Origin of the sequence: Undibacterium sp. Di26W (assembly GCF_049340265.1) — a bacterium.
In the GTDB taxonomy this organism is placed as follows: Bacteria; Pseudomonadota; Gammaproteobacteria; order Burkholderiales; family Burkholderiaceae_D; genus Undibacterium.
In genome coordinates this window covers 91,328-113,027 of sequence record NZ_JBMPOR010000002.1, presented here as the reverse complement: position 1 = coordinate 113,027, position 21,700 = coordinate 91,328, and the positions used below count along the sequence as shown (strand labels likewise).

The following is a 21,700-nucleotide window of genomic DNA, read 5'->3' as shown; positions in this document are numbered from 1 at the left end:
GCATCATGTTTGACTATGAAACATTAAAGCTGATCTGGTGGGCCTTTGTCGGTGTGCTGATTATTGGTTTTGCATTGACAGACGGTTTTGATTTTGGTGTCGGCATGCTGCTGCCGTTTGTCGCCAGGACAGATATGGAAAGACGCATCGTCATCAATTCCATAGGACCCACCTGGGAAGGTAACCAGACCTGGTTTATTGCCGCTGGCGGGGCTCTGTTTGCCGCCTGGCCGCTGGCTTATGCGGCGGCTTTTTCCGGGTTTTATGTGGCCTTGATGCTGCTGTTGTTTTCCCTGTTTTTCCGGCCTGTGGGTTTTGATTATCGCAGCAAGGTGCAGGATACGCGCTGGCGTAACGCCTGGGACTGGGCGCTGTTTGTCGGTGGCTTTGTTCCACCCCTGATATTTGGGGTGGCTTTTGGCAACCTGCTGCTGGGCGTACCTTTTCATTATGACGACAGCATGCGGCTGGAATATCTGGGTGGCATCATCGGCTTGCTGAACCCCTTTGGCTTGCTGGCAGGGGCGATCAGTGTCTGCATGCTGCTCATGCATGGCGCGGCTTTTTTGCGCACCAAGGCTGAGGGGGTAGTCCGGGAAAGAGCCAGGAAAGCCTTGCTGATCGCCGCCATCCTGACTTTTACCCTGTTCGCGCTGGCTGGGGTGTGGGTGGCGACTGGCATGGATGGCTATCGCATCGTCAGCATGCCGGATGTGAATACCTCTTTCATGCCAACCATGAAGGTGGCCGAGAAAGCTGCGGGGGCCTGGCTGGACAATTTCCGTCATACGCCGGTGTTGTGGTGCTTGCCACTGACAGGTTTGCTGGCCAGCATTGCCAGCCCACTGTTTGCCTTGAGGAACAGGGATGTGGCTGCTTTCATCAGTAGCGGGCTGGCAGTGGCCATGATTATTTTGACGGCCGGGGTATCCATGTTCCCGTTTGTCATGCCTTCATCGCTGGACCCGTCCAGCAGCCTGACGGTCTGGGATGTCGTGGCCAGCCACAAGAGCCTGGGGGTGATGTTTTGGGTGGTAGTGATTTTCCTGCCGATTATCGTGATGTATACGGCCTGGATATACAGGGTATTGCGTGGTCGGGTGGATGAAGCGCATATCAAGGCGAATGAACATTCTGCATACTGATGCATGAAAGGATGAATGATGTGGTATTTCAACTGGATATTGGGAATAGGCTTGGCGCTGGCTTTTGGTATCATTAATGTCATGTGGCTGGAAGCGAACTATGCTTTTGGCGACCGCGACGAAGCACAGACCAAAGAACGCTTCGAACAGGCGCGACAAGCGTATAAAGAAAGCAGGGAGGGCAAACGTGATGCTTGAGGCTGGCTCTGTTAGAATAACGGGTTAGCCTGAAGGGATGGTGCAGGTGGTCTATATGCCTGTTTTTTTGCCCTTGCCCTCAGTCTCTTTCATTTTTGTCGCATAGAATGCGCAATTACTCATATTACAGCCATGCAAATTTCAAAAAATACCATTGTCAGCCTGAATTACGCCATGTTTAACGCCGAAGGCGCACTCATAGACCAGAATCAGCAACCCATTCTTTACCTGCATGGTGGATATGACAGTATCCTGCCTGCGGTTGAGGCTGCGCTGGAAGGTAAGGTTGCAGGCGACAAGGTGTCCGTGACCCTGGCACCGGAAGACGGTTTTGGTGAAATTGATCCCGGTTTTGTGCGTGAAGAAGACATCAGCGCATTTCCACCGGATATCGAAGTTGGCATGATGTTTGAAACACGTGACCCTGAAACTGAAGAAACCATGCAGTTTCGCGTGACGGTCATCGACGCGGGTATCGTGACGGTGGATGGCAATCACCCCCTGGCTGGCATGACCATCCGTTTTGAAGCAGAAGTTATCGAAGTACGTGAAGCCAGCGATGAAGAAATCGTGCATGGCCATGCGCACGGCGAACACGGCCACCATCACTGATCTGTATTGGTGGGGCTTCGGGTGCAGACCCGGTGAGGAGGGAAGGTTTTCTCTCCTTGTTCCTCTTTCATGACGGCAGGTCTGCTGTAGCAATGTCAGTCCAAATGCAAGCCAAGAGTGTGTATGAAAGACTATTATTTTGTTCTCGGCATCGCCAGTAATGCGAATCTGGCCGACGTTAAAAAAGCCTTCCGTCAAAAGGCTGCAGAGTTCCATCCGGATCGAAACGATTCGGAACTGGCGCCAGAAAAATTCCATGCCGTAAAAGAAGCTTACGATGTCTTGTCGGATGAGGTGGCCCGTGCTGCCTACGATGAAAACAGGCGGCGTAACTTGCTGGATTCGCCACTGGAAACGGCGGGCGAAATCTGGAAAAATTATTTATCAGGAGTATTGCAGTGAAATTGTCGCGTTTTTTTGAAGACCTGATGTCGGTATACAAGGCCGAGTTGGAAGACCTGAAATCCGATTCCGAGGGTAAAAATGTACTCAAGGCCAGGTTGCGCGAAAAGGCAGAACAACTGCCCATGTTATTGCCGATGATGGCCAGCAACCCTGAAATGCTGGCAGTGGCTTTTCATGAGGGTTTCATTTTCATGAACCCACTGGCGCTGGAAGCCTTGTCTGCCAAGGAAGAAAATAAATTGCCTTCGTGGAAGAGCCTGTCGGCGGCAGTCAAGCTGGAACCCTGGGCTGAACCCCTGAGTCGTATTGTTTTGAAAGACCCGGCTGGTGAGGCGTTCCTGGTGGTTGCGGCAGGGCTGGAATACCTGAATCGCAGCCAGCAGACACGTAAGTTGGGTGCCAGTGAGGCGCAGGACGACGAGGATGAAGACAAGGAAGCCAATGAGGCCAATGAAGAATTGAAGGAAAGTGGTGACCTGGATGGCCAGTATGGCCGTCATGGCAGGGATGATGGCGACGACGGTGATGACTACGACCTGGGTGAAGCCGGTGCCGACTGGCTGGCGGAACAAGGCTTTGATCGTAAAGAATAAGGAGTATTGATGAATTATCCCGCATTAATCGAAGCACAGAGCCTGGTCAAGGCTGGCGATATCGCCGGCGCTGAACACGCATTGGCAAACCTGGCCGAAACCGAGGGCGACAAAGCGCTGGTGGCGGCATTGGATGAATTTCCGGCCAAGGATTTGCTGGCCATCATCCGTGAATATGATGCATCCAAGGAATCGCTGGTGAATTTGCTGGTCACGCCGGAACAGTTTGCCCAGGCGGTGGTGTTGGAACGTCGCTATGGCGACCAGACGCATGAACAATTGCGCGGCATGATCAATTCCGTCATTTTCCGTGAAGGTGCTGATCCGGCAGAATTCTTGTATGAAATCGCCGAAGTCGATGGTGGTTACGATGCCCTGGTTGATTATCTGCTGGACCGCACGCAGATGATCGAACATTTCTATCGGTATGCCACGTTTGATCTGTATGAATATGGCGACGAATCCAAAACCCGTGCGCTGGATGATGATTTGCTGAATCTGACCCGCGATACCGAAAGCCTGGCGTCGCCATTGGATATGGCCAACCTGGAAGATCGTGACTGGATGCAGGTTACCTATATCCTGCGCTATGAATTGCCGGAGATTTTCCGGGAAGTGCTGATGAAATTGCGTGCCCGATATAAAGCCTATCAAGCCAGCCTGGCACAGGAGGAGCTGGAAGCCATTGAGGGCGTGGAAGAAGAGCAGGAAGAGCGCCCCAAAAATAATGATGACGGCGATGACAAGGATGATGACGAAGAGTCTGCCCTGTAATCACTGATTCTGTATCTCATTCAGATGCCGGGCATGCGTGGCTGTGCCCGGCGGTCGTTTTGCCTTCATCCTGGAACCATCTGAATACCCATGTCTGAAAACACTTTCGAAATTGCGCTGCTGGATAATCGCCCGTTCTTTGAATCGGCATTGCGTTATGGCGTGCAAAAGGCCATTATCAGTTCCACGAAAATTGCGGCAATAGAAGCAGAAGCACCCAAGGGCATGGTGCAGATTGCCGAGGCTTTTGGCAGTAAATACCTGCGCCCTGAAATTGAAGCAGCCCGCAAGCGCATCGTCAATCTGGCCAGTTTGTACCTGATAGAAAGCAGCAAGGGTGACCTGGAACTGGCGGCGAAAATGATACGTGACAATACCTTTTTGACGCTGTCACGCGGTGGTTCCGGTTTGCTGAAAAGCTTGTTCGCCTTGCCTGAATATGCCTTGCTGGGGCGCGAAGCCAAAGGCAAGGTAGAGGATTTTCTGGAAGCCTGGTCGCTCAAAGAAAAGCCGCTGGAATACAGGAATACGCTAGAACACCGGCAAATGAATGCACTGGAAATCGAGGCTGGTTACTGGTTTGGTGAAATACTGGGCCTGTCCGCCAGTTATTTGAAAGAAGAAGATGTGGAGGCGGTATCGGTAATCCGTACCGCCTTGTTGCTGCAGATGTTTGGCAAGCAGGATGCGAGCTTGCAGAACCAGGTTGAATTTGCTGGCCTGGTTGATTCCATCCGTAGCTACACAGCAGCCAAGCTGAAAAAAGCCTGGTCTGCAGTTGATCTGGCGGATGTACCTGAAAAATTTCACGCTGTTGTTGAGCGTGTGCAGGCTGAGATCAAATCCCACGACTTGCCGCGCCTGCAAGATAAAACGGCCTCACTGGACAAGCTGGTGTTTGAACTCAAGGATCGTTATTACCTGCGCGACCATGAAGTGGAAGATACATCAGAATACGATGCCCTGGTATCCAAGGAATGGACCAGGCTGACCAAGGGTAAAACCGATATCGATTCGCTGTTTACCCTGTTTATCTGCATTGTGGGTGGCATCACACCCAAAACAACATTGCCTGAAAAGACGGCAAAAAGCCTGGTGAAAAAATTCCGTGACGAGGGATTTCAACCAGAACTGGCGACAGATTGGATTAAGACTGCTGCCCCCCATGAAAAACAGGAAGGTTTGCTGGAAGACTGGAATAATTTCGTGGAAGAAGCGGGCAATTATTTGCTGGATGACTGGGATACCAATTACACCGGGGCAATGCGTTTCCTGGATGCGAATTGCCATATTCAGAAGCCGGCAAAGAAATAAGCTTGCAGCCATTCAGAATTGAATGGCTGCACACGTCTCAAAAAATTACAGACTCAGCTCCAGTACCTGACGGCTGATATCCAGCGTCACGTCGCGTTTTTCACCCAGGCTGACCATGCGGTGGGTTTCCAGTGCGGACAAGATTGGTGCAATATCATTGCTGCCAAGCTGGTAGTCACTTAGACGGGTTTTGACGCCCATTTGTTCGAAATAGTCTTGCATGCGACTGATGGCTGTTTCTATGCGGCTATCTTCATCGCCATCATGCAGGCCCCAGATGCGTTCGGCAAATTGCAGTAACTTTGCCCGTTTGCCTTCCTTGCGCACGCGCAGCATGCTAGGCAGGACGATGGCCAGGGTTTGTGCATGGTCGATGTTATGCAGGGCCGTCAGTTCATGGCCTATCATGTGGGTCGCCCAGTCTTGCGGTACGCCAGTGGAAATCAGGCCATTCAGGGCCATGGTGGCACACCACATGAGATTGGCGCGCACATCATAATCTTGCGGATTGGCCAGGGCTTTCGGGCCTTCTTCGATCAGGGTCAGCAGCAGGCCTTCGGCAAATCTGTCCTGCACCGGTGAGTTGACTGGATAGGTCAGATACTGTTCCATGATATGGACAAAGGCATCGACCGCACCATTGCCGATCTGGCGTACAGGCAGGGTATAAGTGGTGGCCGGATCCAGTACAGAAAACTGCGGGAAGCAGTGGCGGCTGGAGAAGGCCATTTTTGCCTTGATGGATTTGCGGGTAACAACACCGCCATTATTCATTTCCGAGCCGGTTGCCGGCAGGGTCAACACGCTGCCAAATGGCATCGCTTTGGTGATATTATTGCCGCGCTTTTCCAGGATGGCCCAGGGCTCGCCACCTTCAAACAGGGCTGCCGCCGCAATGAATTTGGTGCCATCAATGACGGAACCGCCGCCTACCGCCAGCAGGAAATCTATCTTGTTTTGCTTGATGACTTCGACTGCCTTCATCAGGGTTTCATAGCTGGGATTGGGCTCTATGCCGGTAAATTCGGTGACTGTGCGCGTGCCCAGCGCTGTCATGACTTCATCGTACACACCATTTTGCTTGATACTGCCACCACCGTAGAGCATCAGTACATGGGCTTCGGCAGGGATGACTTTATTCAGGTCGGCAATGCGGCCTTTGCCAAATAAAATCTGTGTCGGGTTGTAGAAATCAAAGTTCAGCATGTTCATTTCCTCCAGAAAGAAGACATCTTAGCGCAAATATAAAAAATAAACCGGTCGTTCTTTTTCATTGCGATAAAAACAGGAAAACGGTCGGTTTTTTATGAAAATCAGGTGCCTGCTGTTTGGCCAGGCGGGTTTTCCACTCGGTAGCGGTCCTGGTCTGCAGGGATTCTGTCCCCAGGCTAAGGTCGGTGGCGACGCAAATCAGGGTGGATGGCTGGCACTGGCTGCTGAGTGCTTCCAGCATGGCCATATTGCGATACGGGGTTTCTATCAGTAACTGTGTCTGCTTTTCTTTTCTTGAACGGTCTTCCAGTTCCTTGATACGTTTTGCCCTGAGAGCGGCATCGGTGGGCAGGTAGCCGTGAAAGGCAAAGCTTTGGCCATTCAAACCGCTACCCATCAGGGCCAGCAACAAGGATGAAGGGCCAACCAGCGGGCGTACGGTGATCTGGCGCTGATGTGCCAGCCTGACCAGATTGGCACCAGGGTCGGCAACTGCGGGCACGCCAGCTTCCGAGATCAGGCCTACATCATGCCCTTGCAATAGCGGCTGCAACAGGCCTTCGAGTGCCTGTTCGGGGGTGTTGATGTTCAATTCTGAAATATGCATTTCCTGGATGCTGTGTCGCAAAGGGTGTTGCTGGCCGAGGAACTTCAGATAGGCGCGGGTAGTTTTGGCATTTTCAGCCACAAAGTATTGCAGCTGCGCACTGAATGCCTGCACGCTATCGGGAATGATGCTTGCCAGTAAATTTCCCTGTTGATTCTCATTGATGCCCAGGGTATTGGGGATAAGGTAGAGCGTGCCTGTCATGGTGTCGTAGTGTTTGTTGTTTTAAGTTTTACAGATTGAAAAAGCGCACGCCAGCGTTTCTTAGCATGGTGGTCAATGCAATCAGGGGCAAACCGGTCAAGGCAGTCGGGTCTGCGCTTTGTATGCTTTCCAGGATGCTGACGCCCAGGGCTTCATTTTTTGCACTGCCGGCGCAATCATACGGTTGCTCTATGCGCAAATAGGCATCCAGTTCGGCATCGCTCAGGTCGCGGAATCGTACGGTAGTGGCAATGTCTTCGAGCTGCAGGCGAACCGCTGCATCCTGACGTGTGTCAAGTACACACAGCGCGGTATGAAAAATCACTTCACGGCCACGCATCAACTGCAATTGTCGTAACGCATTTTCATGGTTGCCAGGTTTGCCAATTTGCAAATCATCAAGGGTGGCGACCTGGTCCGAGCCTATGATGATGGCATCACGTTGGCGGGTGGCGATGGCTTCGGCTTTCTGGCGTGCCAGGCGCAGGGCGGTCTGTACCGGGCTTTCGCCATCGAACGGTGTTTCATCCAGGTCTGGTGCTATACTTTCGAACTTGAGTTGCAGCCTGCCCAGTAATTCACGGCGATAGGCTGAGCTGGAGGCCAGAATGAGCCGGGCTGTTTGCTGGTTTATTTGCATTTTTGGACATATCTGCCAGGTTTTGCGCATGAAAATCATGAAAAATTAGCGCAAATTATGGCAATGCTTTGACTAAGAAGGTGTAATCCTGTTATTATCGCAGGTTTTCTGGGTTCAAATAATCCTATGCAAGCATTTGTGATCGACGCTTTCACGTTTTCTCGGCTTGAAGAGCAGCGTTCGGGAAGGTTTTTGGTTACAGATTTGCCCCGTCTGTCAGAAGAGAGTGCAAACGCCGAAGGCGGCTTGGACTGGACTCTACAAGGTGGCAAGGACAAGCTGGGGCATGCGCAGTTGCAATTGACTGTGAGTGGTTCGGTGCAGTTGTTGTGTCAGCGTTGCCTGACGCCGCTAGCATTTGAAATTGACTCTGAATCCGTATTGATACTCGCCAAAAACGAAGAAAATGCCGATGAAATAGACGCATTGCTTGATGATGACGAGGTCGATGTTGTAGTAGGTAGCAAGACGTTCGATATCAAGGATTTGATAGAGGATGAGGCGCTACTGGCAATACCCCAATCGCCCAAACATGCAGTATGCCCGGATCAACCGTTGGCTTCAGCAAGTACTACTGCAGCGATTGAAGCAGAAGTCGGTAAAAAAGCATCACCTTTTGCTGTGCTGAAGAAAATTAATGGGCGTACCTAGTGGCATTATTCTGAAAAAACACTCAGGTCGAAGTATTGTTAGGGATTCTTGGCTGGTGATGTTTGCACTCTCCAGTCAAGTGTGTTAAATTTTTAGAAACATTTTTTGAAGTATTAGGAGTTATCATGGCAGTTCAGCAAAACAAAAAGTCCCCATCCAAGCGTGGCATGCACCGTTCCCACGATTTCCTGGTTGCACCGCAACTGGGTATCGAGCCAACGACTGGTGAAACACATCTGCGTCACCACATCAGCCCTAACGGCTTTTATCGTGGTCGTAAAGTATTGAAAACCAAGAACGACGAGTAATACCTGTTCTTGGTAAAAAAAGCGGCGTGACGAGTCCTGGACTTGGCGCCGCTTTTTTTCGTTAACCTGGATTTTGCCTGCACCTTGCCGAAATAATTTTTGCGCAAGTTCTATGATGGAATGGTGCGGGTGATTTCTTGAAATGTTGAGATAATTCCGCATTTGAAAAATTAATTCGGGATGATTTCAGTCTCGGTTTGATACACTAGCTGTTTCGGATTGAAGTTTCGTATCACTACATGACAATTAAAATTTCCATAGACTGCATGGGCGGAGATCATGGCCCGGCAGTTACCGTGGCAGCGGCCGTGGCGTTTGCCAACCGCGAGCCCGATGTTGAATTTCTTCTGGTAGGGACTGAGGCTGTCATTCAGGCTGAACTGAAGAAGTGTCACGCCAGCAATCATGCGCGGCTGAAAATCATCAATGCCACCGAAGTGGTAGAGATGGATGACCCGATCGAGGTTGCCTTGCGTCGCAAGAAAGATTCTTCCATGCGCGTGGCAATCAACCAGGTGAAGGAAGGTAATGCGCAGGCCTGCGTGTCCGCCGGCAATACCGGCGCCTTGATGGCAGTGTCGCGCTATGTGCTGAAAACCATGCCGGGCGTTGATCGTCCTGCCATCTGCAGTATTTTGCCGAATCAGAAAAATTTACCCACGTACATGCTCGACCTGGGCGCGAATGTGGATTGCGAGCCCCTGCATTTGCATCAGTTTGCGATCATGGGTTCTGCCCTGGTGTCAGCACTGGAAGGCAAGGACAAGCCCAGCATAGGTTTGCTGAATGTTGGCGAAGAAGACATGAAGGGCAATGACATGGTCAAGAAAACGGCGCAATTGCTGCGTGCCGATCATGAGCGTGGCATCCTGAATTTCTACGGCAATGTCGAAGGCAATGACATCTTCGAAGGTACTACCGATATCGTCGTCTGTGATGGTTTTGTCGGCAACGTGACGCTGAAGGCTGCCGAGGGCATGGGGCGCTTCGTCAAAACCACTCTGACGTCGTCGTTCAAGAGCAATCCCCTGAATATGCTGGGTGCCTTGTTGGCACGTGGTGCGCTGAAATCCATTTCGCGCACCATGAATCCATCCAATTATAATGGCGGTAGTCTGCTGGGCCTGCGTGGCCTGGTCTTCAAAAGCCATGGCAGTGCAGACAAATATAGTTATGAATGGGCAATACAGCGCGCATTTGATGCCGCAAAAAATGATGTATTGTCCCGAATCGCGACCACAATGGCAAAATTGATGCCCATTGCAGATGTTGATGCAGTCGCTCCGGACAACAACGAACTCTTGGTGCAAAAAACCGCATGACTTTTTTTAGCAAAATTATCGGTACCGGCAGCTATCTGCCACCCAAAAAAGTAAGTAATCAGGAATTGACCGACCAACTGGCGGCAAAGGGTATAGAAACCTCGGATGAATGGATATTCTCGCGCAGCGGTATTTCATTTCGTCACTATGCCGAGCCGACGGTAACTTCCAGTGATCTGGCGGTGGAAGCCGCAAAGAATGCACTGGAGGCTGCGAAAATGCAGCCGAATGATATCGACCTGATCATATTGGCGACATCGACGCCGGATTTTCTGGGTGGCTTTCCCAGTACCGCTTGCGTAGTACAGAACAAGCTGGGCATTAACAATGGCGCTGCTGCCATGGATGTGCAGGCAGTTTGTAGCGGCTTCATCTATGCGATGTCGGTGGCTGACAGCATGATCAAGTCTGGCAGCCATAAAAATGTGCTGGTTATCGGCGCTGAAGTATTTTCCAAGATACTGAATTTTGAAGACCGCACTACCTGCGTGCTGTTTGGTGATGGTGCTGGCGCGATCATCATGTCGCGTTCTGATGAACCAGGTGTGCTAGCAACCAAGCTGCATGCAGATGGCAGCCATGCCAATATTTTGTGTGTGCCTGGCAATGTACAAAGCGGGGTAGTGGCTGGTAGCGCCTTCCTGTACATGGATGGCCCGGCGGTATTCAAGCTGGCCGTGTCCGTACTGGAAAAAGTGGCGAATGAAGCGCTGGAAATTGCCGGCCTGAAAACGGATCAGGTCGACTGGCTGATACCGCACCAGGCGAATATACGCATCATGCAGAGTACTGCAAAAAAAATGCGTATGCCTATGGATAAAATGGTGGTGACTGTCGATCAACACGGCAATACCTCGGCAGCATCCATACCACTGGCGCTGGATCTGGCGGTGCGTGACGGTCGGGTGCAGCCTGGTCATACCGTGTTGCTTGAAGGTGTGGGTGGTGGCTTTACCTGGGGTGCGGCCATCGTCAGGATGTAATCAGTAGTGATCAGTAGTAATGCAGCAGTGGCGCAGTAGTAGTGCAGTGGTAGTGCGCAAATAATAAACAAACAGAGATATATAGATAGATATGACGCAATTTGCATTTGTCTTTCCCGGTCAGGGCTCACAGGCCATCGGTATGTTGAACGGCTTTGCCGACAATGCCGTTGTCCAGCAAACCGTTGCTGAGGCATCTGATGCCCTGCAGCTTGACCTGGGCAAACTGATCAATGAAGGCCCCAAAGAGGCGCTGGACCTGACTACCAATACCCAACCAGTCATGCTGACCGCTGCCGTTGCCTGTTACCGTGCATGGATAGCTGCTGGTGGCCCGATACCAAAATTGGTCGCTGGCCATAGCCTGGGTGAATATTCTGCCCTGGTGGCTGCAGGCGTGTTCGCCTTTGCTGATGCCGTGCCCATGGTGCGTTTCCGTGCGCAATCCATGCAGGACGCGGTGCCTGTGGGGCAGGGCGGTATGGCTGCCATCCTTGGTTTGTCGGATGAAGATGTCAAGCTGGCCTGTGCCGAAGCAGTGTCTGGCGCGCCAGGTGAAGTGGTTGAAGCCGTCAATTTCAATGCGCCTGCGCAAGTAGTGATCGCCGGCAGCAAGGCAGCCGTTGAGCGTGCCTGTGAAATTGCCAAGGCCAAAGGTGCCAAGCGCGCCTTGTCTTTGCCGGTATCTGCTCCTTTCCATTCATCCCTGCTGAAACCGGCATCGGATAAATTGCGCGACTACCTGGCAGGCATCAACTTTTCTGCACCGGCCATTCCACTGATTAACAACGTGGACGTGACCGTACTCAGCACGCCGGAGTCTATCCGTGATGCACTGGTAAGGCAGGCTGCCAGCCCGGTGCGCTGGGTGGAAACCATTAACAAAATGCATGCTGATGGTATCAGCCATGTCATAGAATGCGGTCCCGGCAAGGTATTGACCGGCCTGACCAAGCGCATTCAGGCAGATTTGATCGGCGATGCGGTATTTGATCAGGCAAGTTTGGATAAAGTATTGGAAATCTTGAAATGACACAACAATTGGAAAATCAGATTGCCCTGGTGACCGGGGCTTCACGCGGCATAGGCCGTGCCATTGCAGTTGGTTTGGCAAAGGCAGGTGCGAAAGTCATCGGTACCGCAACATCGGAAGCCGGTGCTGCTGCCATTACCGCTTATCTGGAAGAAGTTGCTCCAGGTGCTGGCAGGGGTGTGGTATTCAATGTCAATGAGGTGGAGCGCAGCGCCAGCCTGGTAGAAGAAATCCAGAAAGAATTTGGTGGCCTGTCCATTTTGGTGAATAACGCCGGTATTACCCAGGATCAACTGGCCATGCGCATGAAAGAGGAAGAGTGGGATAATGTCATTTCCACCAACCTGAGCTCGGTTGCCCGTCTTTCGCGTGCCGTACTGCGTGGCATGATGAAGGCCAAGGGCGGCCGCATCATTAATATTACTTCCGTCGTAGGTTCTTCTGGTAACCCCGGGCAAATGAACTATGCTGCTGCCAAGGCTGGTGTGGCTGGCATGAGTCGTGCATTGGCCAGGGAAATTGGCAGCCGTAATATTACTGTTAATTGTATTGCACCCGGTTTTATTGATACAGATATGACCCGGGCCCTGACTGATGAACAAAAAGCCGCGATTTTGCAGCAAATTCCGCTTGCAAAACTGGGGCGTCCGGAAGATATTGCAGCTGCGACGGTGTTTTTGGCATCCCCAGATGCTGGATATATTACCGGTACAACACTGCATGTGAATGGCGGGATGTACTTGGCGTAATCATTTTGTTGATTTTTATCAGTGACTTCGACGAAAATAACAGGAGTTATTGCTGAAAATCAGGGGCTTGCTTTTTTTGCTCACAAACCTGCTAAAATGCGCGCACTTTCTGTAGGCCCTTATTTTTTTGATTTTTTCACTGGAGACACACATGTCCGATATCGAACAACGCGTTAAGAAAATCGTCGCTGAACAACTGGGCGTCGCTGAAGCTGACATCAAAATCGAATCCTCTTTCGTGGACGATTTGGGTGCAGATTCTTTGGACACAGTTGAATTGGTGATGGCACTCGAAGACGAATTCGAAATGGAAATCCCTGACGAACAAGCTGAGAAAATCACTACTGTTCAACAAGCGATTGACTACGCTAAAGCCCATCTCAAGGCCTAATAGTCGAATTTTTTCAAATCCAGGAGAAGCGCTTGAGTCGTTCGCTTAAACGTCGAGTCGTCGTTACCGGGCTCGGTTGTATTTCGCCAGTCGGCAATACTATTGCAGATGCTTGGGGTGCCATCACTGCGGGGCAGTCTGGAATCGCCACGATTACCAAATTTGATGCAACTCCCTTCACCACGCATTTTGCCGGTGAAGTGAAAGGCTTCAATGTCGAAGATTACATGCCGGCAAAAGAAGCGCGCAACATGGATACGTTCATCCACTACGGCATCGCCGCAGGGGCGCAGGCTTTTATGGATAGCGGTCTGACCGTTACCGAAGAAAATGCAGAACGTATCGGCGTGATTGTCGGTTCTGGTATTGGCGGTCTGCCATTGATTGAGGCAACCAAAGAAACCTTGATAGAGCGTGGACCACGCCGTATCAGCCCGTTCTTTGTGCCTGCTTCCATCATCAACATGATTTCCGGCCATCTTTCCATCAAATATGGTTTGAAGGGCCCGAATCTGGCCATCGTCACGGCATGTACGACAGGCTTGCACTGCATCGGTTCTGCCGCGCGCATGATCGTCTACGGTGATGCGGATGTCATGATCGCAGGTGGTGCGGAATCAACGATTTCGCCGCTGGGTTTGGGTGGCTTTGCTTCGGCACGTGCGCTCTCGACCAGAAACGATGATCCAGCTACCTCTTCCCGCCCATGGGATAAGGACCGTGACGGTTTTGTCCTGGGTGAAGGTGCTGGCGTCATGGTGCTGGAAGAGTATGAGCATGCCAAGGCACGTGGCGCAAAAATCTATGCTGAAGTCATAGGCTTTGGCATGAGCGGTGATGCTTACCACATCACTTCGCCGACCATGGATGGCCCACGCCGCAGCATGATCAATGCGATGAAAGATGCTGGCATCAATCCTGAGCAAATCGCTTACCTGAACGCGCACGGTACATCGACGCAGATAGGTGATCAAAACGAAACCGATGCGATCAAGGCAACCTTTGCTGATCACGCCTATAAAATCACCGTGAATTCGACCAAGTCGATGACTGGTCATTTGCTGGGTGGTGCCGGTGGGCTGGAATCCGTGTTTACGGTGCTGGCCCTGCACAATCAGGTATCACCACCGACGATCAACATCGTCAATCAAGACCCTGAGTGCGATCTCGATTACTGTGCCAATACGGCACGTGAGATGAAGATCGACTATGCAATGAAAAATTCGTTCGGCTTCGGTGGAACGAATGGTACTTTGATATTTGCAAAAGCCTGATTCGGAAAAGAATCAATCCTGGCACTTCGTTTCTGTTTGAAATGAAGTGCCATTTTTTTTGCCCCTATGTCTATCGCACTGTTTGCTGAAATCCGGCCTTCACGCATCCTGCCTGCTGCATTATCGGGCATGGCAGGCCTGGCGTTGGCCAGCCTGAGTCTGGTGGTCTGGCAGTTGGATATGACCGTGGCTGTGAAAGCCTTGCTGTGGATGGCCGCTGCGGGCCTCATCGTGCTTCAGTTGTACCGTGGCTGGCGCAGGGAAAGACGGTTCTGCCGGCTGAGTATTGCCGACAGCGGTTCCATGATCTTGCGTGATCATGGCGGCGCTGGTCCTGATGCTGGCCTGACGGTGACCTTGAGTCCCAAAAGCCGCCTGCTGCCGCAATTGATGTCGATTTTTCTGATTGATGAGCAGGGACGGGAACACAAATTGCTAATTTTGCCTGATTCTGTGGACCCTGTTGTTTTTCGTGCATTGAAAGTAAGCTTGATGTGGATTAGCCAGCACTATGTGAAATGAAATGTTACCTCTGTGAAGGAACTTTTAGCAATAATGAGTACTCTGACCGGGTATAAATCGCGTATGTTGACGTTAATAAAATGCATTTGCCGCTTTTGTACGCCGCATTTTGCGCATATAGGAATGAATGAGTGACGACAGAACGCGAAATTGATCAGCTATTGGTTGAGCGCGTCCAGCGTGGTGACAAAAAAGCATTCGAGCTTCTGGTTTCCAAATACCAAAGGAAATTAATGCGGCTCGTGTCCCGGCTCGTCTATGACCATGCCGAAGCGGAAGATGTAGTACAGGAAGCATTTATCAAGGCATACCGTGCCTTACCGAATTTTCGTGGCGAGTCCGCGTTTTACACCTGGCTGTACAGAATAGGTGTGAATACCGCGAAAAACCACCTGGTAACGCAGGGACGCCGGGCACCGACTTCTACGGATGCAGATGTCGATGAAGCAGAAGGTTTTGTGGATGCCGAAGGTTTGAGAGATATTAATACGCCCGAATCCATGCTTGCCAGCAAGCAGATCGCAGAAACGGTGAATAGCGCCATGCTGACCTTGCCGGAAGAATTGCGAAATGCCATCACCCTGCGTGAGATAGAAGGCTTGAGCTATGACGAAATCGCCGAGGTCATGCTGTGTCCGATAGGAACGGTACGCAGCAGGATATTCAGGGCAAGAGAGGCCATCGCTGAAAAATTGCGGCCCCTGTTAGGTACAACGCTGGAGCAGCGCTGGTAGACCAGGCTGCACGGCACAAGGCAGTAAAAAACGAATTCAAAATAAGTGGTAAAAAGGTGAAAATTATGGACAAAAGCACAAATCAACATGAGAGCATTTCCGCCATGGCAGATGGCGAACTGAGTGATGCTCAACTGGATTCCTTGCTGGCGAGTTTGAATCAGGCTGAAAGCAAGGATGCCTGGGGAATTTATCATCAGATTGGTGATGTGTTGCGTTCTGAAGAGTTGGCTGTGAACTTTAGTGCCGATTTTTCCGAACGCCTGTCGGCAAGACTGGATGCAGAACCTGTCATCCTGGCCCCGAAGGCGCTGAAAAAAAATGATACTCCTGCAGATCGGAAGGAGCAGAAGGGGCAGAAATTCCTGGGTTCTTATGTGGCTGTCGCCAGCGCTGCCGCTGCAGCGGTTTTTGCCTTTATTATGGTTCCGCAACTGTCGTTCATGCACAGCGGCCAGAATGCCACTACCCAGGTCAGCAGCAAGTCTGCACCGGCTGGCAATGTGCAACTGGCATCCCATGGCGACAGTGCGCCTATGTCTGCACTGGCCGTGAACAGCAGCCAGAATTCGTCAGCCATGGAAAAAAATGCCCAGGCCAATGACAAGCTGGCAGCCGACATGCCGGACATGCTGCGTGACCCGCGTATCGATAGTTATTTGCAGGCACATCAGCGTTTTTCACCTTCATTGAATAATGCTACCCAATACGTCACCCGTGCCAACGCAGTCTCAGCTGCTTCGGAAAAATAAGCATGATGTGCGTATGGCGTTTTAAGATCGCGATGGCGGGGTCCGCCTGCCTGCTGGGCGCATTGATGGTACCGGCGGCAGCGCAAGACTCGGCGGAAGACAGGCGTGAAGTGCATAGCGTTTTGCGAAAGATGCAGGCCTCTGCGCAGAAACTGAATTACTCGGGCACCTTTGTCTACCAGCAAGCCAATCAGATTCGTACTTCCAGAATCACCCATGTGCTTGACGCCCGCAATGAACTGGAAAAGCTGGAAATCCTGGATGGTCAACCGCGCGAATATGTGCGGAAAAATGATGAAGTCATGTGTTACTTGCCAGAAAGCAAGACGTTGCAGGTGGAAAAAAATGTCACGCAAGAAGTATTTCCTGCCTTGCTGACCTCCAATGCGCATGCTCTCCCCGATTCTTACTCGATCAAAAAAGCCGAGCTCAGTCGCGTTGCCGGCATTGACTGCCAGACGTATTCACTGGAACCGCGTGATGCTTCCCGTTACGGCTATCGCCTGTGCGTAGAGCGTGATTCTGGCTTGTTGTTGCGCGCACAAACACTGAATCCAAAGAATGAAGTGATAGAGCAGATTGCCTTCACCCAATTGACGATAGGCGATATCGATAAACAGAGGGTCAAGCCGACTTTTCAAAATACTGCACAATGGCAGGTTGAAAATCTGACGGTGCAGTCCAATATTAATTCTGGCTGGGTAGTGAAATCCTTGCCAGCGGGATTCAGGAAGATTCGTGAAATGAAACGTCTGATACCTGCATCTGCCACTGCCAAAAGCAGTGATGCAAATGCAGCAAAAGCACATCAGGTCATACAAATGATTTTTTCTGACGGGCTGGCGGCAATTTCCGTTTTTATTGAACCAGATAGTGATAATCGCACGGAAGGCAGTCTGCAGCAGGGCGCCATGACCATCATGGGCAAGCGTCATGCTGAATACTGGCTGACCGTGGTGGGTGAGGTACCTGCAAGCGCAATCCGGCAAGTAATGAACTCGATTGAATTTAAACCTAGATAAGCGAATGACACCATGAGAGTGAACAAACTTTTTCCAATAGAAAAAATTGCTTCCACACTGGTACTGAGTGCCTGCGTGGGTTTGGTCGTACCAACAGCAATCAATGCCAATCCGGTTGCATTGGCGACCCCGGTAGTGGGCTTGCCTGACTTTACTGAACTGGTGGAAAAATCCGGCCCGGCCGTGGTGAACATCAGGACAACAGAAAAAGTCCCGACCGGTCAGAATGCAAACGGCCTGGATGATGACCAGATGCAGGAATTTTTCCGCCGCTTCTTTGGCGTGCCTGTACCTACACCTGCGCCGAAAGCGCAGCCAACCCCAAAAAATCGCAAGCAGACACCACAGGCACAGGAAGAAGAAGTTCCGCGCGGCGTCGGTTCCGGCTTTATCATCTCGCAGGATGGCTTCGTATTGACGAACGCCCATGTGGTTGAGGGTGCTTCCGAAGTGTATGTGAAGCTGACCGATAAACGTGAATTCAAGGCCAAGGTAATCGGTGCCGATCGTCGCACTGATGTTGCTGTCTTGAAAATTGATGGCAGCAAACTGCCGCGCGTTACCATCGGTGATTCCGACAAGATCAAGGCGGGTGAATGGGTGATTGCCATCGGTTCACCATTTGATCTCGACAATACCGTCACTGCCGGCATTATTTCTGCCAAAGCACGTGATACTGGCGATTACCTGCCGCTAATACAGACTGACGTGGCGGTCAATCCTGGTAATTCTGGTGGCCCGCTGATCAATATGCGCGGTGAAGTCATCGGCGTGAATTCCCAGATTTATAGCCGTTCCGGCGGCTATATGGGTATCTCGTTTGCGATCCCGATTGATGAAGCCATGCGCGTGGTCGAGCAACTGAAATCTGCCGGTAAAGTAGTGCGTGGCTACCTTGGCGTAGAACGTATCGATGTACCGAAAGAAGTGGCAGAAGGCCTTGGCCTGGCAAAAGCGCAAGGTGCACTGATCCAACGTGTCATGCCTGGTTCGCCCGCCGAGAAGGCTGGTGTTGAAGTCGGTGACGTGATCCAGAAGGTAAATGGCACTGTCATCGAAAAAGCCGTAGATTTGAACCGTGTGGTCGGTGATATCAAACCTGGTGGCAAGGCGACAGTGACAGTCTGGCGCAAAGGTGGTGCAAAAGATATCGTGATCACGGTAGCTGAAGCCGATGCCGAAAAAGCACCTGCAGCCAAAACCAGCAAGCAAAAAGCGGAACCTGCTGCCAATGTATTTGGCCTGACTGTGGCTGACCTGAGTGACGCGCAAAAACGTGAATCCCAATTCAGTGGTGGCGTCATCCTGGAAAGTGTGGATGGCGGCGCTGCCCGGGCCGGCTTGCAGGCGGGTGACATCATTACCCGTGTAAATAATTCCGATGTCAAGGATCTGAAGGAATTTACGGCGGTGATGGCTAAAGTTGACGCCAAGAAAGCTGTACTGTTGCTGGTGAAACGTGGCGAAGTATCCAAGTTTGTCGCCGTACGTCCCACCGCGCAATAAACTGCTCTGATAGCCTAATAGGCTGATAGCAAGAAAGGCCACCTGTCCAGGTGGCCTTTTTTATTTGGTAGCGATTTGGTAGCACTGATCGCAGCGACTTATAATACGGGTGTAGTGACGCAAATGTGATTGCGGATAACCTGATCGGCAAGATGATGATTCAATTTACCTTATATTCCCGCAGCTATTGCCATCTGTGTGACGACATGCTGGAACAGTTGCAGGCTTACAGCCCGGAATACGGTTTCACCGTCAAAGTCGTCGATGTTGATCAGGACGACGAATTGCTGGCCATGTACGATGAGCTGGTACCCGTCCTGGTAGGGCAAAAGCAAGGCTTGGAACAGCAGCGCATTTGCCATTATTTCTTGGACCCCGCAGCACTGAAAGCTTTTTTCCATGCATGACCTGACACCTGGTTTGTCCCTGTTTGATTACGAAGCTGAAGTGATTTGTGGTGTGGATGAAGCCGGACGTGGTCCGCTGGCAGGGCCGGTGATGGCTGCTGCCGTGATTCTTGACCCGCAACGTCCGATCCCGGGCTTGCGCGATTCCAAAAAACTCAGTGAAGCAAAGCGCGAGCTACTGGCAGTGGAAATCAAGCAGCATGCGCTGGCCTGGTGTATTGCCGAATGTTCGGAGCAGGAAATTGATGAACTCAATATCCTGCAAGCCACCATGCTGGCCATGCGGCGTGCGGTTGAAGGATTATCGGTCACACCGACGCTGGCGCTGATAGATGGCAACCGCTGCCCGGTCATGGCGATTCCTTCCGAAGCCATCGTCAAGGGCGATGACAAGGTAGCCGCCATATCGGCCGCATCCATACTCGCCAAAACCGCACGTGACCATGTTTTGATGCAATTGCATGAAACCTATCCCCAGTATGCATTGGACCAGCACAAGGGCTATCCGACAGCCTTGCATCTGGAACGCCTGCGCGAACATGGCGTATCACCGATACACAGAAAATCGTATGCGCCCGTGAAGGCATTGCTCAAATAAAAGCAGAATAAATGAAATCGATTACCTCCCGCGACAATCCTCTCTACAAGGAATACAAACATCTGGCCACCAGCGCGCAGGCCTTGCGCAAGGCGGGCCGTAGCCTGCTGGATGGTGTGCATTTGTGCCAGGCCTATTTCCAGCATCATGGGGTACCACAGTGCTGCATCGTTGCCGAAAGTAGCCTGCATCATCCTGAAGTGGCCGCCATTCTGGCCAACATAGAACAAGGGGCGGTCCAGTGCATTTGCCTGCCAGACGTGCTGTACAAGGCTTTAAGCCAGGTTGAGCATGGTGTGGGCCTGATGTTTGTGATCGCTACACCTGCATCACAATTGCCGCCAGCATTGGCCGCATCTTCTGTCGTGCTGGACAACCTGCAAGACCCGGGCAACCTGGGTTCCATCCTGCGCAGCGCAGCCGGTGCCGGCATACGTAATGTGTTTTGCAGCCCGGGGACGGCATCTGCCTGGTCGCCCAAGGTTATGCGGGCCGGTATGGGTGCCCATTTCCTGCTGAACATTTTTGAAAACGTGGATCTGGCTGAATTGCTGGGGAGTGCCAGCATTCCCGTATTGGCAACCAGCTCGCATACCAGCCTGAGCATTTACCAGACCGACCTTAGCAAGGATGTGGCCTGGCTGTTTGGTCATGAAGGGCAGGGGGTATCCCCTGATTTGATGGCTATGGCCAGCAAAACCGTCACCATTCCCCAGCAGGCGGCTATAGAGTCGCTGAACGTAGCAGCCAGTGCTGCCATCTGTTTTTTTGAACAGGTCAGGCAGCAGCTTGGCAAGGCCGGTTAAGAATGTTGACTACTGACATCAATAAACCCGTATGTCAGACTTGATTTCCTGCAGTATCGTGGTGGATATTTCTTCAATAGACTTGGTTGTCGATGACAGCCAGCGTATGCCTTCGCGTTTCATCATCAATTCTGCTTCATTGACTTCATAGCGGCAATTTTCCAGTGATGCATATTTGCTGCCGGGGCGGCGTTCGTTGCGGATTTCGGACAGTCTTTCAGGCGCAATGCTCAGTCCGAATATCTTGCCCTTGAATTCAGGCAGGGCAGAAGGCAGTCTGCCACGTTCAAAATCATCCGGTATCAGCGGGTAATTGGCTGCCTTGATGCCATATTGCATCGCCAGGTAAAGGCTGGTCGGTGTCTTGCCTGAACGCGAAACTCCGACCAGTATCACATCTGCCGTCGATAAATTCTTGTTTGACTGACCATCATCATGGGCCAGGGAAAAATTGATCGCCTCAATGCGGTTCTTATATTCTTCAGAATCGGCAATATTATGACTACGCCCTATGGTATGGGTGGATTTGATGCCCAGTTCCTGCTCCAGCGGCGATACAAAAGTCTGTATCAGGTCCATATGCAGGCCCTTGGACTTGAATACCACGCCAGCCAGGTCGGTTTTTACCAGGGTGGAAAAAACGATGGGGCGGTTGCCATCGGCATTGAAGGCGTCATTGATGCGACGGACCGCATCATGTGCTTTGTCCAGCGTATCAATGAAAGGCAGGCGGACCTGCTTGAATTTCTGGTCAAATTGCGTCAGCACGGAATGCCCGAAGGTTTCTGCCGTAATACCAGTACCGTCGGATACAAAGAAGACGGTACGGTTGGCGGCTGGCCTTGCTGGTTGGGGGGAGTCTGACATGGTGATTTTGATATGGTTAATTAAATATATTTATAAAAGATGTTTGTACGGTTTTTGTAAGATTTTTTATA

At 51.4% G+C, this 21,700-nt stretch carries 27 protein-coding genes; 23 read left to right on the top strand and 4 right to left on the bottom strand.

Annotated elements, in window-relative coordinates; all coding sequences use genetic code 11:
- Positions 1–5 precede the first annotated feature (5 nt).
- The 7 genes from cydB (at position 6) to ACO0LM_RS02865 (ending at position 5,041) form a co-directional block, all read left to right on the top strand.
- Entirely contained in the window at positions 6–1,145 is a 1,140-nt protein-coding gene (gene cydB / locus ACO0LM_RS02895) for a cytochrome d ubiquinol oxidase subunit II (RefSeq protein WP_423034175.1), read from the top strand.
- Positions 1,146–1,163: 18 nt separating this feature from the next.
- Entirely contained in the window at positions 1,164–1,343 is a 180-nt protein-coding gene (gene cydX / locus ACO0LM_RS02890) for a cytochrome bd-I oxidase subunit CydX (RefSeq protein WP_423034639.1), read from the top strand.
- A 132-nt stretch (positions 1,344–1,475) separates the two neighbouring features.
- Positions 1,476–1,955: an FKBP-type peptidyl-prolyl cis-trans isomerase gene (locus tag ACO0LM_RS02885; protein ID WP_423034173.1), complete on the top strand. Its 480-nt coding sequence runs from the start codon at positions 1,476–1,478 to the stop codon at positions 1,953–1,955.
- A 123-nt stretch (positions 1,956–2,078) separates the two neighbouring features.
- Positions 2,079–2,357 (top strand): DnaJ domain-containing protein, encoded by a 279-nt coding sequence (locus ACO0LM_RS02880; RefSeq protein WP_423034171.1) that lies wholly within the window; start codon positions 2,079–2,081, stop codon positions 2,355–2,357.
- Positions 2,354–2,953 carry a hypothetical protein gene (locus tag ACO0LM_RS02875; RefSeq protein ID WP_423034169.1) on the top strand — a complete coding sequence of 200 codons (600 nt, stop codon included), beginning with the start codon at positions 2,354–2,356 and terminating at the stop codon, positions 2,951–2,953. Before ACO0LM_RS02880 ends, ACO0LM_RS02875 begins: the two co-directional genes overlap by 4 nt.
- A gap of 9 nt (positions 2,954–2,962) precedes the next feature.
- On the top strand, positions 2,963–3,727 hold the full coding sequence (locus tag ACO0LM_RS02870; protein ID WP_423034167.1) for a hypothetical protein: 765 nt from the start codon (positions 2,963–2,965) through the stop codon (positions 3,725–3,727).
- 90 nt (positions 3,728–3,817) lie between these two features.
- A complete protein-coding gene (locus ACO0LM_RS02865) occupies positions 3,818–5,041 on the top strand; it encodes a hypothetical protein (protein WP_423034165.1) in 1,224 nt (407 codons plus the stop codon).
- Positions 5,042–5,086: 45 nt separating this feature from the next.
- Here the strand turns inward: ACO0LM_RS02865 and ACO0LM_RS02860 are convergent, their stop codons facing one another.
- The 3 genes from ACO0LM_RS02860 to ACO0LM_RS02850 all read right to left on the bottom strand — a co-directional run bounded on the left by ACO0LM_RS02860 (position 5,087) and on the right by ACO0LM_RS02850 (position 7,704).
- Positions 5,087–6,247, bottom strand: coding sequence for an iron-containing alcohol dehydrogenase (locus tag ACO0LM_RS02860; RefSeq protein ID WP_423034163.1), 1,161 nt, complete (start codon positions 6,245–6,247; stop codon positions 5,087–5,089).
- Positions 6,248–6,311: 64 nt separating this feature from the next.
- A complete protein-coding gene (locus ACO0LM_RS02855; RefSeq protein ID WP_423034161.1) occupies positions 6,312–7,064 on the bottom strand; it encodes an SAM-dependent methyltransferase in 753 nt (250 codons plus the stop codon).
- 28 nt (positions 7,065–7,092) lie between these two features.
- On the bottom strand, positions 7,093–7,704 hold the full coding sequence (locus ACO0LM_RS02850) for a Maf family nucleotide pyrophosphatase (protein WP_423034159.1): 612 nt from the start codon (positions 7,702–7,704) through the stop codon (positions 7,093–7,095).
- A gap of 126 nt (positions 7,705–7,830) precedes the next feature.
- Between ACO0LM_RS02850 and ACO0LM_RS02845 the strand changes: the two genes are divergently transcribed.
- From ACO0LM_RS02845 to ACO0LM_RS02770, 16 genes are all read left to right on the top strand, one after another.
- Entirely contained in the window at positions 7,831–8,355 is a 525-nt protein-coding gene (locus tag ACO0LM_RS02845) for a YceD family protein (protein WP_423034157.1), read from the top strand.
- Positions 8,356–8,480: 125 nt separating this feature from the next.
- Positions 8,481–8,663, top strand: a complete 183-nt coding sequence (gene rpmF, locus ACO0LM_RS02840) for a 50S ribosomal protein L32 (protein ID WP_008449924.1) — start codon at positions 8,481–8,483, stop codon at positions 8,661–8,663.
- A 239-nt stretch (positions 8,664–8,902) separates the two neighbouring features.
- Positions 8,903–9,985, top strand: a complete 1,083-nt coding sequence (gene plsX / locus ACO0LM_RS02835) for a phosphate acyltransferase PlsX (protein WP_423034155.1) — start codon at positions 8,903–8,905, stop codon at positions 9,983–9,985.
- On the top strand, positions 9,982–10,968 hold the full coding sequence (locus tag ACO0LM_RS02830; RefSeq protein ID WP_423034153.1) for a beta-ketoacyl-ACP synthase III: 987 nt from the start codon (positions 9,982–9,984) through the stop codon (positions 10,966–10,968). The genes plsX and ACO0LM_RS02830 overlap by 4 nt, the downstream gene beginning before the upstream one ends.
- A gap of 91 nt (positions 10,969–11,059) precedes the next feature.
- Positions 11,060–12,001 (top strand): ACP S-malonyltransferase, encoded by a 942-nt coding sequence (fabD, locus tag ACO0LM_RS02825; protein WP_423034151.1) that lies wholly within the window; start codon positions 11,060–11,062, stop codon positions 11,999–12,001.
- Positions 11,998–12,750, top strand: coding sequence for a 3-oxoacyl-ACP reductase FabG (gene fabG, locus ACO0LM_RS02820; RefSeq protein ID WP_422982279.1), 753 nt, complete (start codon positions 11,998–12,000; stop codon positions 12,748–12,750). Before fabD ends, fabG begins: the two co-directional genes overlap by 4 nt.
- A 151-nt stretch (positions 12,751–12,901) precedes the next feature.
- On the top strand, positions 12,902–13,141 hold the full coding sequence (acpP, locus tag ACO0LM_RS02815) for an acyl carrier protein (RefSeq protein WP_110253556.1): 240 nt from the start codon (positions 12,902–12,904) through the stop codon (positions 13,139–13,141).
- Positions 13,142–13,173: 32 nt separating this feature from the next.
- Positions 13,174–14,415 (top strand): beta-ketoacyl-ACP synthase II, encoded by a 1,242-nt coding sequence (gene fabF / locus ACO0LM_RS02810; protein ID WP_423034149.1) that lies wholly within the window; start codon positions 13,174–13,176, stop codon positions 14,413–14,415.
- A 66-nt stretch (positions 14,416–14,481) separates the two neighbouring features.
- Entirely contained in the window at positions 14,482–14,937 is a 456-nt protein-coding gene (locus ACO0LM_RS02805; protein ID WP_423034147.1) for a protein YgfX, read from the top strand.
- 131 nt (positions 14,938–15,068) lie between these two features.
- Positions 15,069–15,671, top strand: coding sequence for an RNA polymerase sigma factor RpoE (gene rpoE / locus ACO0LM_RS02800; RefSeq protein ID WP_422982273.1), 603 nt, complete (start codon positions 15,069–15,071; stop codon positions 15,669–15,671).
- Between the two features lie 65 nt (positions 15,672–15,736).
- Complete coding sequence (locus tag ACO0LM_RS02795) at positions 15,737–16,423, top strand: sigma-E factor negative regulatory protein (protein ID WP_423034145.1); 687 nt, start codon at positions 15,737–15,739, stop codon at positions 16,421–16,423.
- A gap of 2 nt (positions 16,424–16,425) precedes the next feature.
- Positions 16,426–17,445: a MucB/RseB C-terminal domain-containing protein gene (locus tag ACO0LM_RS02790; RefSeq protein ID WP_423034143.1), complete on the top strand. Its 1,020-nt coding sequence runs from the start codon at positions 16,426–16,428 to the stop codon at positions 17,443–17,445.
- A 12-nt stretch (positions 17,446–17,457) separates the two neighbouring features.
- The gene (locus ACO0LM_RS02785; RefSeq protein ID WP_423034141.1) at positions 17,458–18,951 is read left to right on the top strand and encodes a DegQ family serine endoprotease; all 1,494 of its coding nucleotides are present in this window, start codon (positions 17,458–17,460) and stop codon (positions 18,949–18,951) included.
- A gap of 152 nt (positions 18,952–19,103) precedes the next feature.
- Positions 19,104–19,358 carry a glutaredoxin family protein gene (locus ACO0LM_RS02780; protein WP_423034139.1) on the top strand — a complete coding sequence of 85 codons (255 nt, stop codon included), beginning with the start codon at positions 19,104–19,106 and terminating at the stop codon, positions 19,356–19,358.
- On the top strand, positions 19,351–19,956 hold the full coding sequence (rnhB, locus tag ACO0LM_RS02775) for a ribonuclease HII (RefSeq protein WP_422982263.1): 606 nt from the start codon (positions 19,351–19,353) through the stop codon (positions 19,954–19,956). Before ACO0LM_RS02780 ends, rnhB begins: the two co-directional genes overlap by 8 nt.
- A gap of 11 nt (positions 19,957–19,967) precedes the next feature.
- Complete coding sequence (locus ACO0LM_RS02770) at positions 19,968–20,762, top strand: TrmH family RNA methyltransferase (protein WP_423034136.1); 795 nt, start codon at positions 19,968–19,970, stop codon at positions 20,760–20,762.
- Positions 20,763–20,780: 18 nt separating this feature from the next.
- On the opposite strand, the gene ppsR is transcribed toward ACO0LM_RS02770, so the two are convergent.
- Positions 20,781–21,629 (bottom strand): posphoenolpyruvate synthetase regulatory kinase/phosphorylase PpsR, encoded by an 849-nt coding sequence (ppsR, locus tag ACO0LM_RS02765; RefSeq protein ID WP_423034134.1) that lies wholly within the window; start codon positions 21,627–21,629, stop codon positions 20,781–20,783.
- Positions 21,630–21,700: the final 71 nt, after the last annotated feature.

What these genes read in the sequence shown, in the direction of transcription:
- cydB (WP_423034175.1), top strand. Translation starts at nt 6, where the DNA reads ATGTTTGACTATGAAACATTAAAGCTGATCTGGTGGGCCTTTGTCGGT.
- cydX (WP_423034639.1), top strand. Translation starts at nt 1,164, where the DNA reads ATGTGGTATTTCAACTGGATATTGGGAATAGGCTTGGCGCTGGCTTTT.
- ACO0LM_RS02885 (WP_423034173.1), top strand. Translation starts at nt 1,476, where the DNA reads ATGCAAATTTCAAAAAATACCATTGTCAGCCTGAATTACGCCATGTTT.
- ACO0LM_RS02880 (WP_423034171.1), top strand. Translation starts at nt 2,079, where the DNA reads ATGAAAGACTATTATTTTGTTCTCGGCATCGCCAGTAATGCGAATCTG.
- ACO0LM_RS02870 (WP_423034167.1), top strand. Translation starts at nt 2,963, where the DNA reads ATGAATTATCCCGCATTAATCGAAGCACAGAGCCTGGTCAAGGCTGGC.
- ACO0LM_RS02865 (WP_423034165.1), top strand. Translation starts at nt 3,818, where the DNA reads ATGTCTGAAAACACTTTCGAAATTGCGCTGCTGGATAATCGCCCGTTC.
- ACO0LM_RS02860 (WP_423034163.1), bottom strand. Translation starts at nt 6,247, where the DNA reads ATGCTGAACTTTGATTTCTACAACCCGACACAGATTTTATTTGGCAAA.
- ACO0LM_RS02855 (WP_423034161.1), bottom strand. Translation starts at nt 7,064, where the DNA reads ATGACAGGCACGCTCTACCTTATCCCCAATACCCTGGGCATCAATGAG.
- ACO0LM_RS02850 (WP_423034159.1), bottom strand. Translation starts at nt 7,704, where the DNA reads ATGCAAATAAACCAGCAAACAGCCCGGCTCATTCTGGCCTCCAGCTCA.
- ACO0LM_RS02845 (WP_423034157.1), top strand. Translation starts at nt 7,831, where the DNA reads ATGCAAGCATTTGTGATCGACGCTTTCACGTTTTCTCGGCTTGAAGAG.
- rpmF (WP_008449924.1), top strand. Translation starts at nt 8,481, where the DNA reads ATGGCAGTTCAGCAAAACAAAAAGTCCCCATCCAAGCGTGGCATGCAC.
- plsX (WP_423034155.1), top strand. Translation starts at nt 8,903, where the DNA reads ATGACAATTAAAATTTCCATAGACTGCATGGGCGGAGATCATGGCCCG.
- ACO0LM_RS02830 (WP_423034153.1), top strand. Translation starts at nt 9,982, where the DNA reads ATGACTTTTTTTAGCAAAATTATCGGTACCGGCAGCTATCTGCCACCC.
- fabD (WP_423034151.1), top strand. Translation starts at nt 11,060, where the DNA reads ATGACGCAATTTGCATTTGTCTTTCCCGGTCAGGGCTCACAGGCCATC.
- fabG (WP_422982279.1), top strand. Translation starts at nt 11,998, where the DNA reads ATGACACAACAATTGGAAAATCAGATTGCCCTGGTGACCGGGGCTTCA.
- acpP (WP_110253556.1), top strand. Translation starts at nt 12,902, where the DNA reads ATGTCCGATATCGAACAACGCGTTAAGAAAATCGTCGCTGAACAACTG.
- ACO0LM_RS02805 (WP_423034147.1), top strand. Translation starts at nt 14,482, where the DNA reads ATGTCTATCGCACTGTTTGCTGAAATCCGGCCTTCACGCATCCTGCCT.
- ACO0LM_RS02795 (WP_423034145.1), top strand. Translation starts at nt 15,737, where the DNA reads ATGGACAAAAGCACAAATCAACATGAGAGCATTTCCGCCATGGCAGAT.
- ACO0LM_RS02790 (WP_423034143.1), top strand. Translation starts at nt 16,426, where the DNA reads ATGATGTGCGTATGGCGTTTTAAGATCGCGATGGCGGGGTCCGCCTGC.
- ACO0LM_RS02785 (WP_423034141.1), top strand. Translation starts at nt 17,458, where the DNA reads ATGAGAGTGAACAAACTTTTTCCAATAGAAAAAATTGCTTCCACACTG.
- ACO0LM_RS02780 (WP_423034139.1), top strand. Translation starts at nt 19,104, where the DNA reads ATGATGATTCAATTTACCTTATATTCCCGCAGCTATTGCCATCTGTGT.
- rnhB (WP_422982263.1), top strand. Translation starts at nt 19,351, where the DNA reads ATGCATGACCTGACACCTGGTTTGTCCCTGTTTGATTACGAAGCTGAA.
- ACO0LM_RS02770 (WP_423034136.1), top strand. Translation starts at nt 19,968, where the DNA reads ATGAAATCGATTACCTCCCGCGACAATCCTCTCTACAAGGAATACAAA.
- ppsR (WP_423034134.1), bottom strand. Translation starts at nt 21,629, where the DNA reads ATGTCAGACTCCCCCCAACCAGCAAGGCCAGCCGCCAACCGTACCGTC.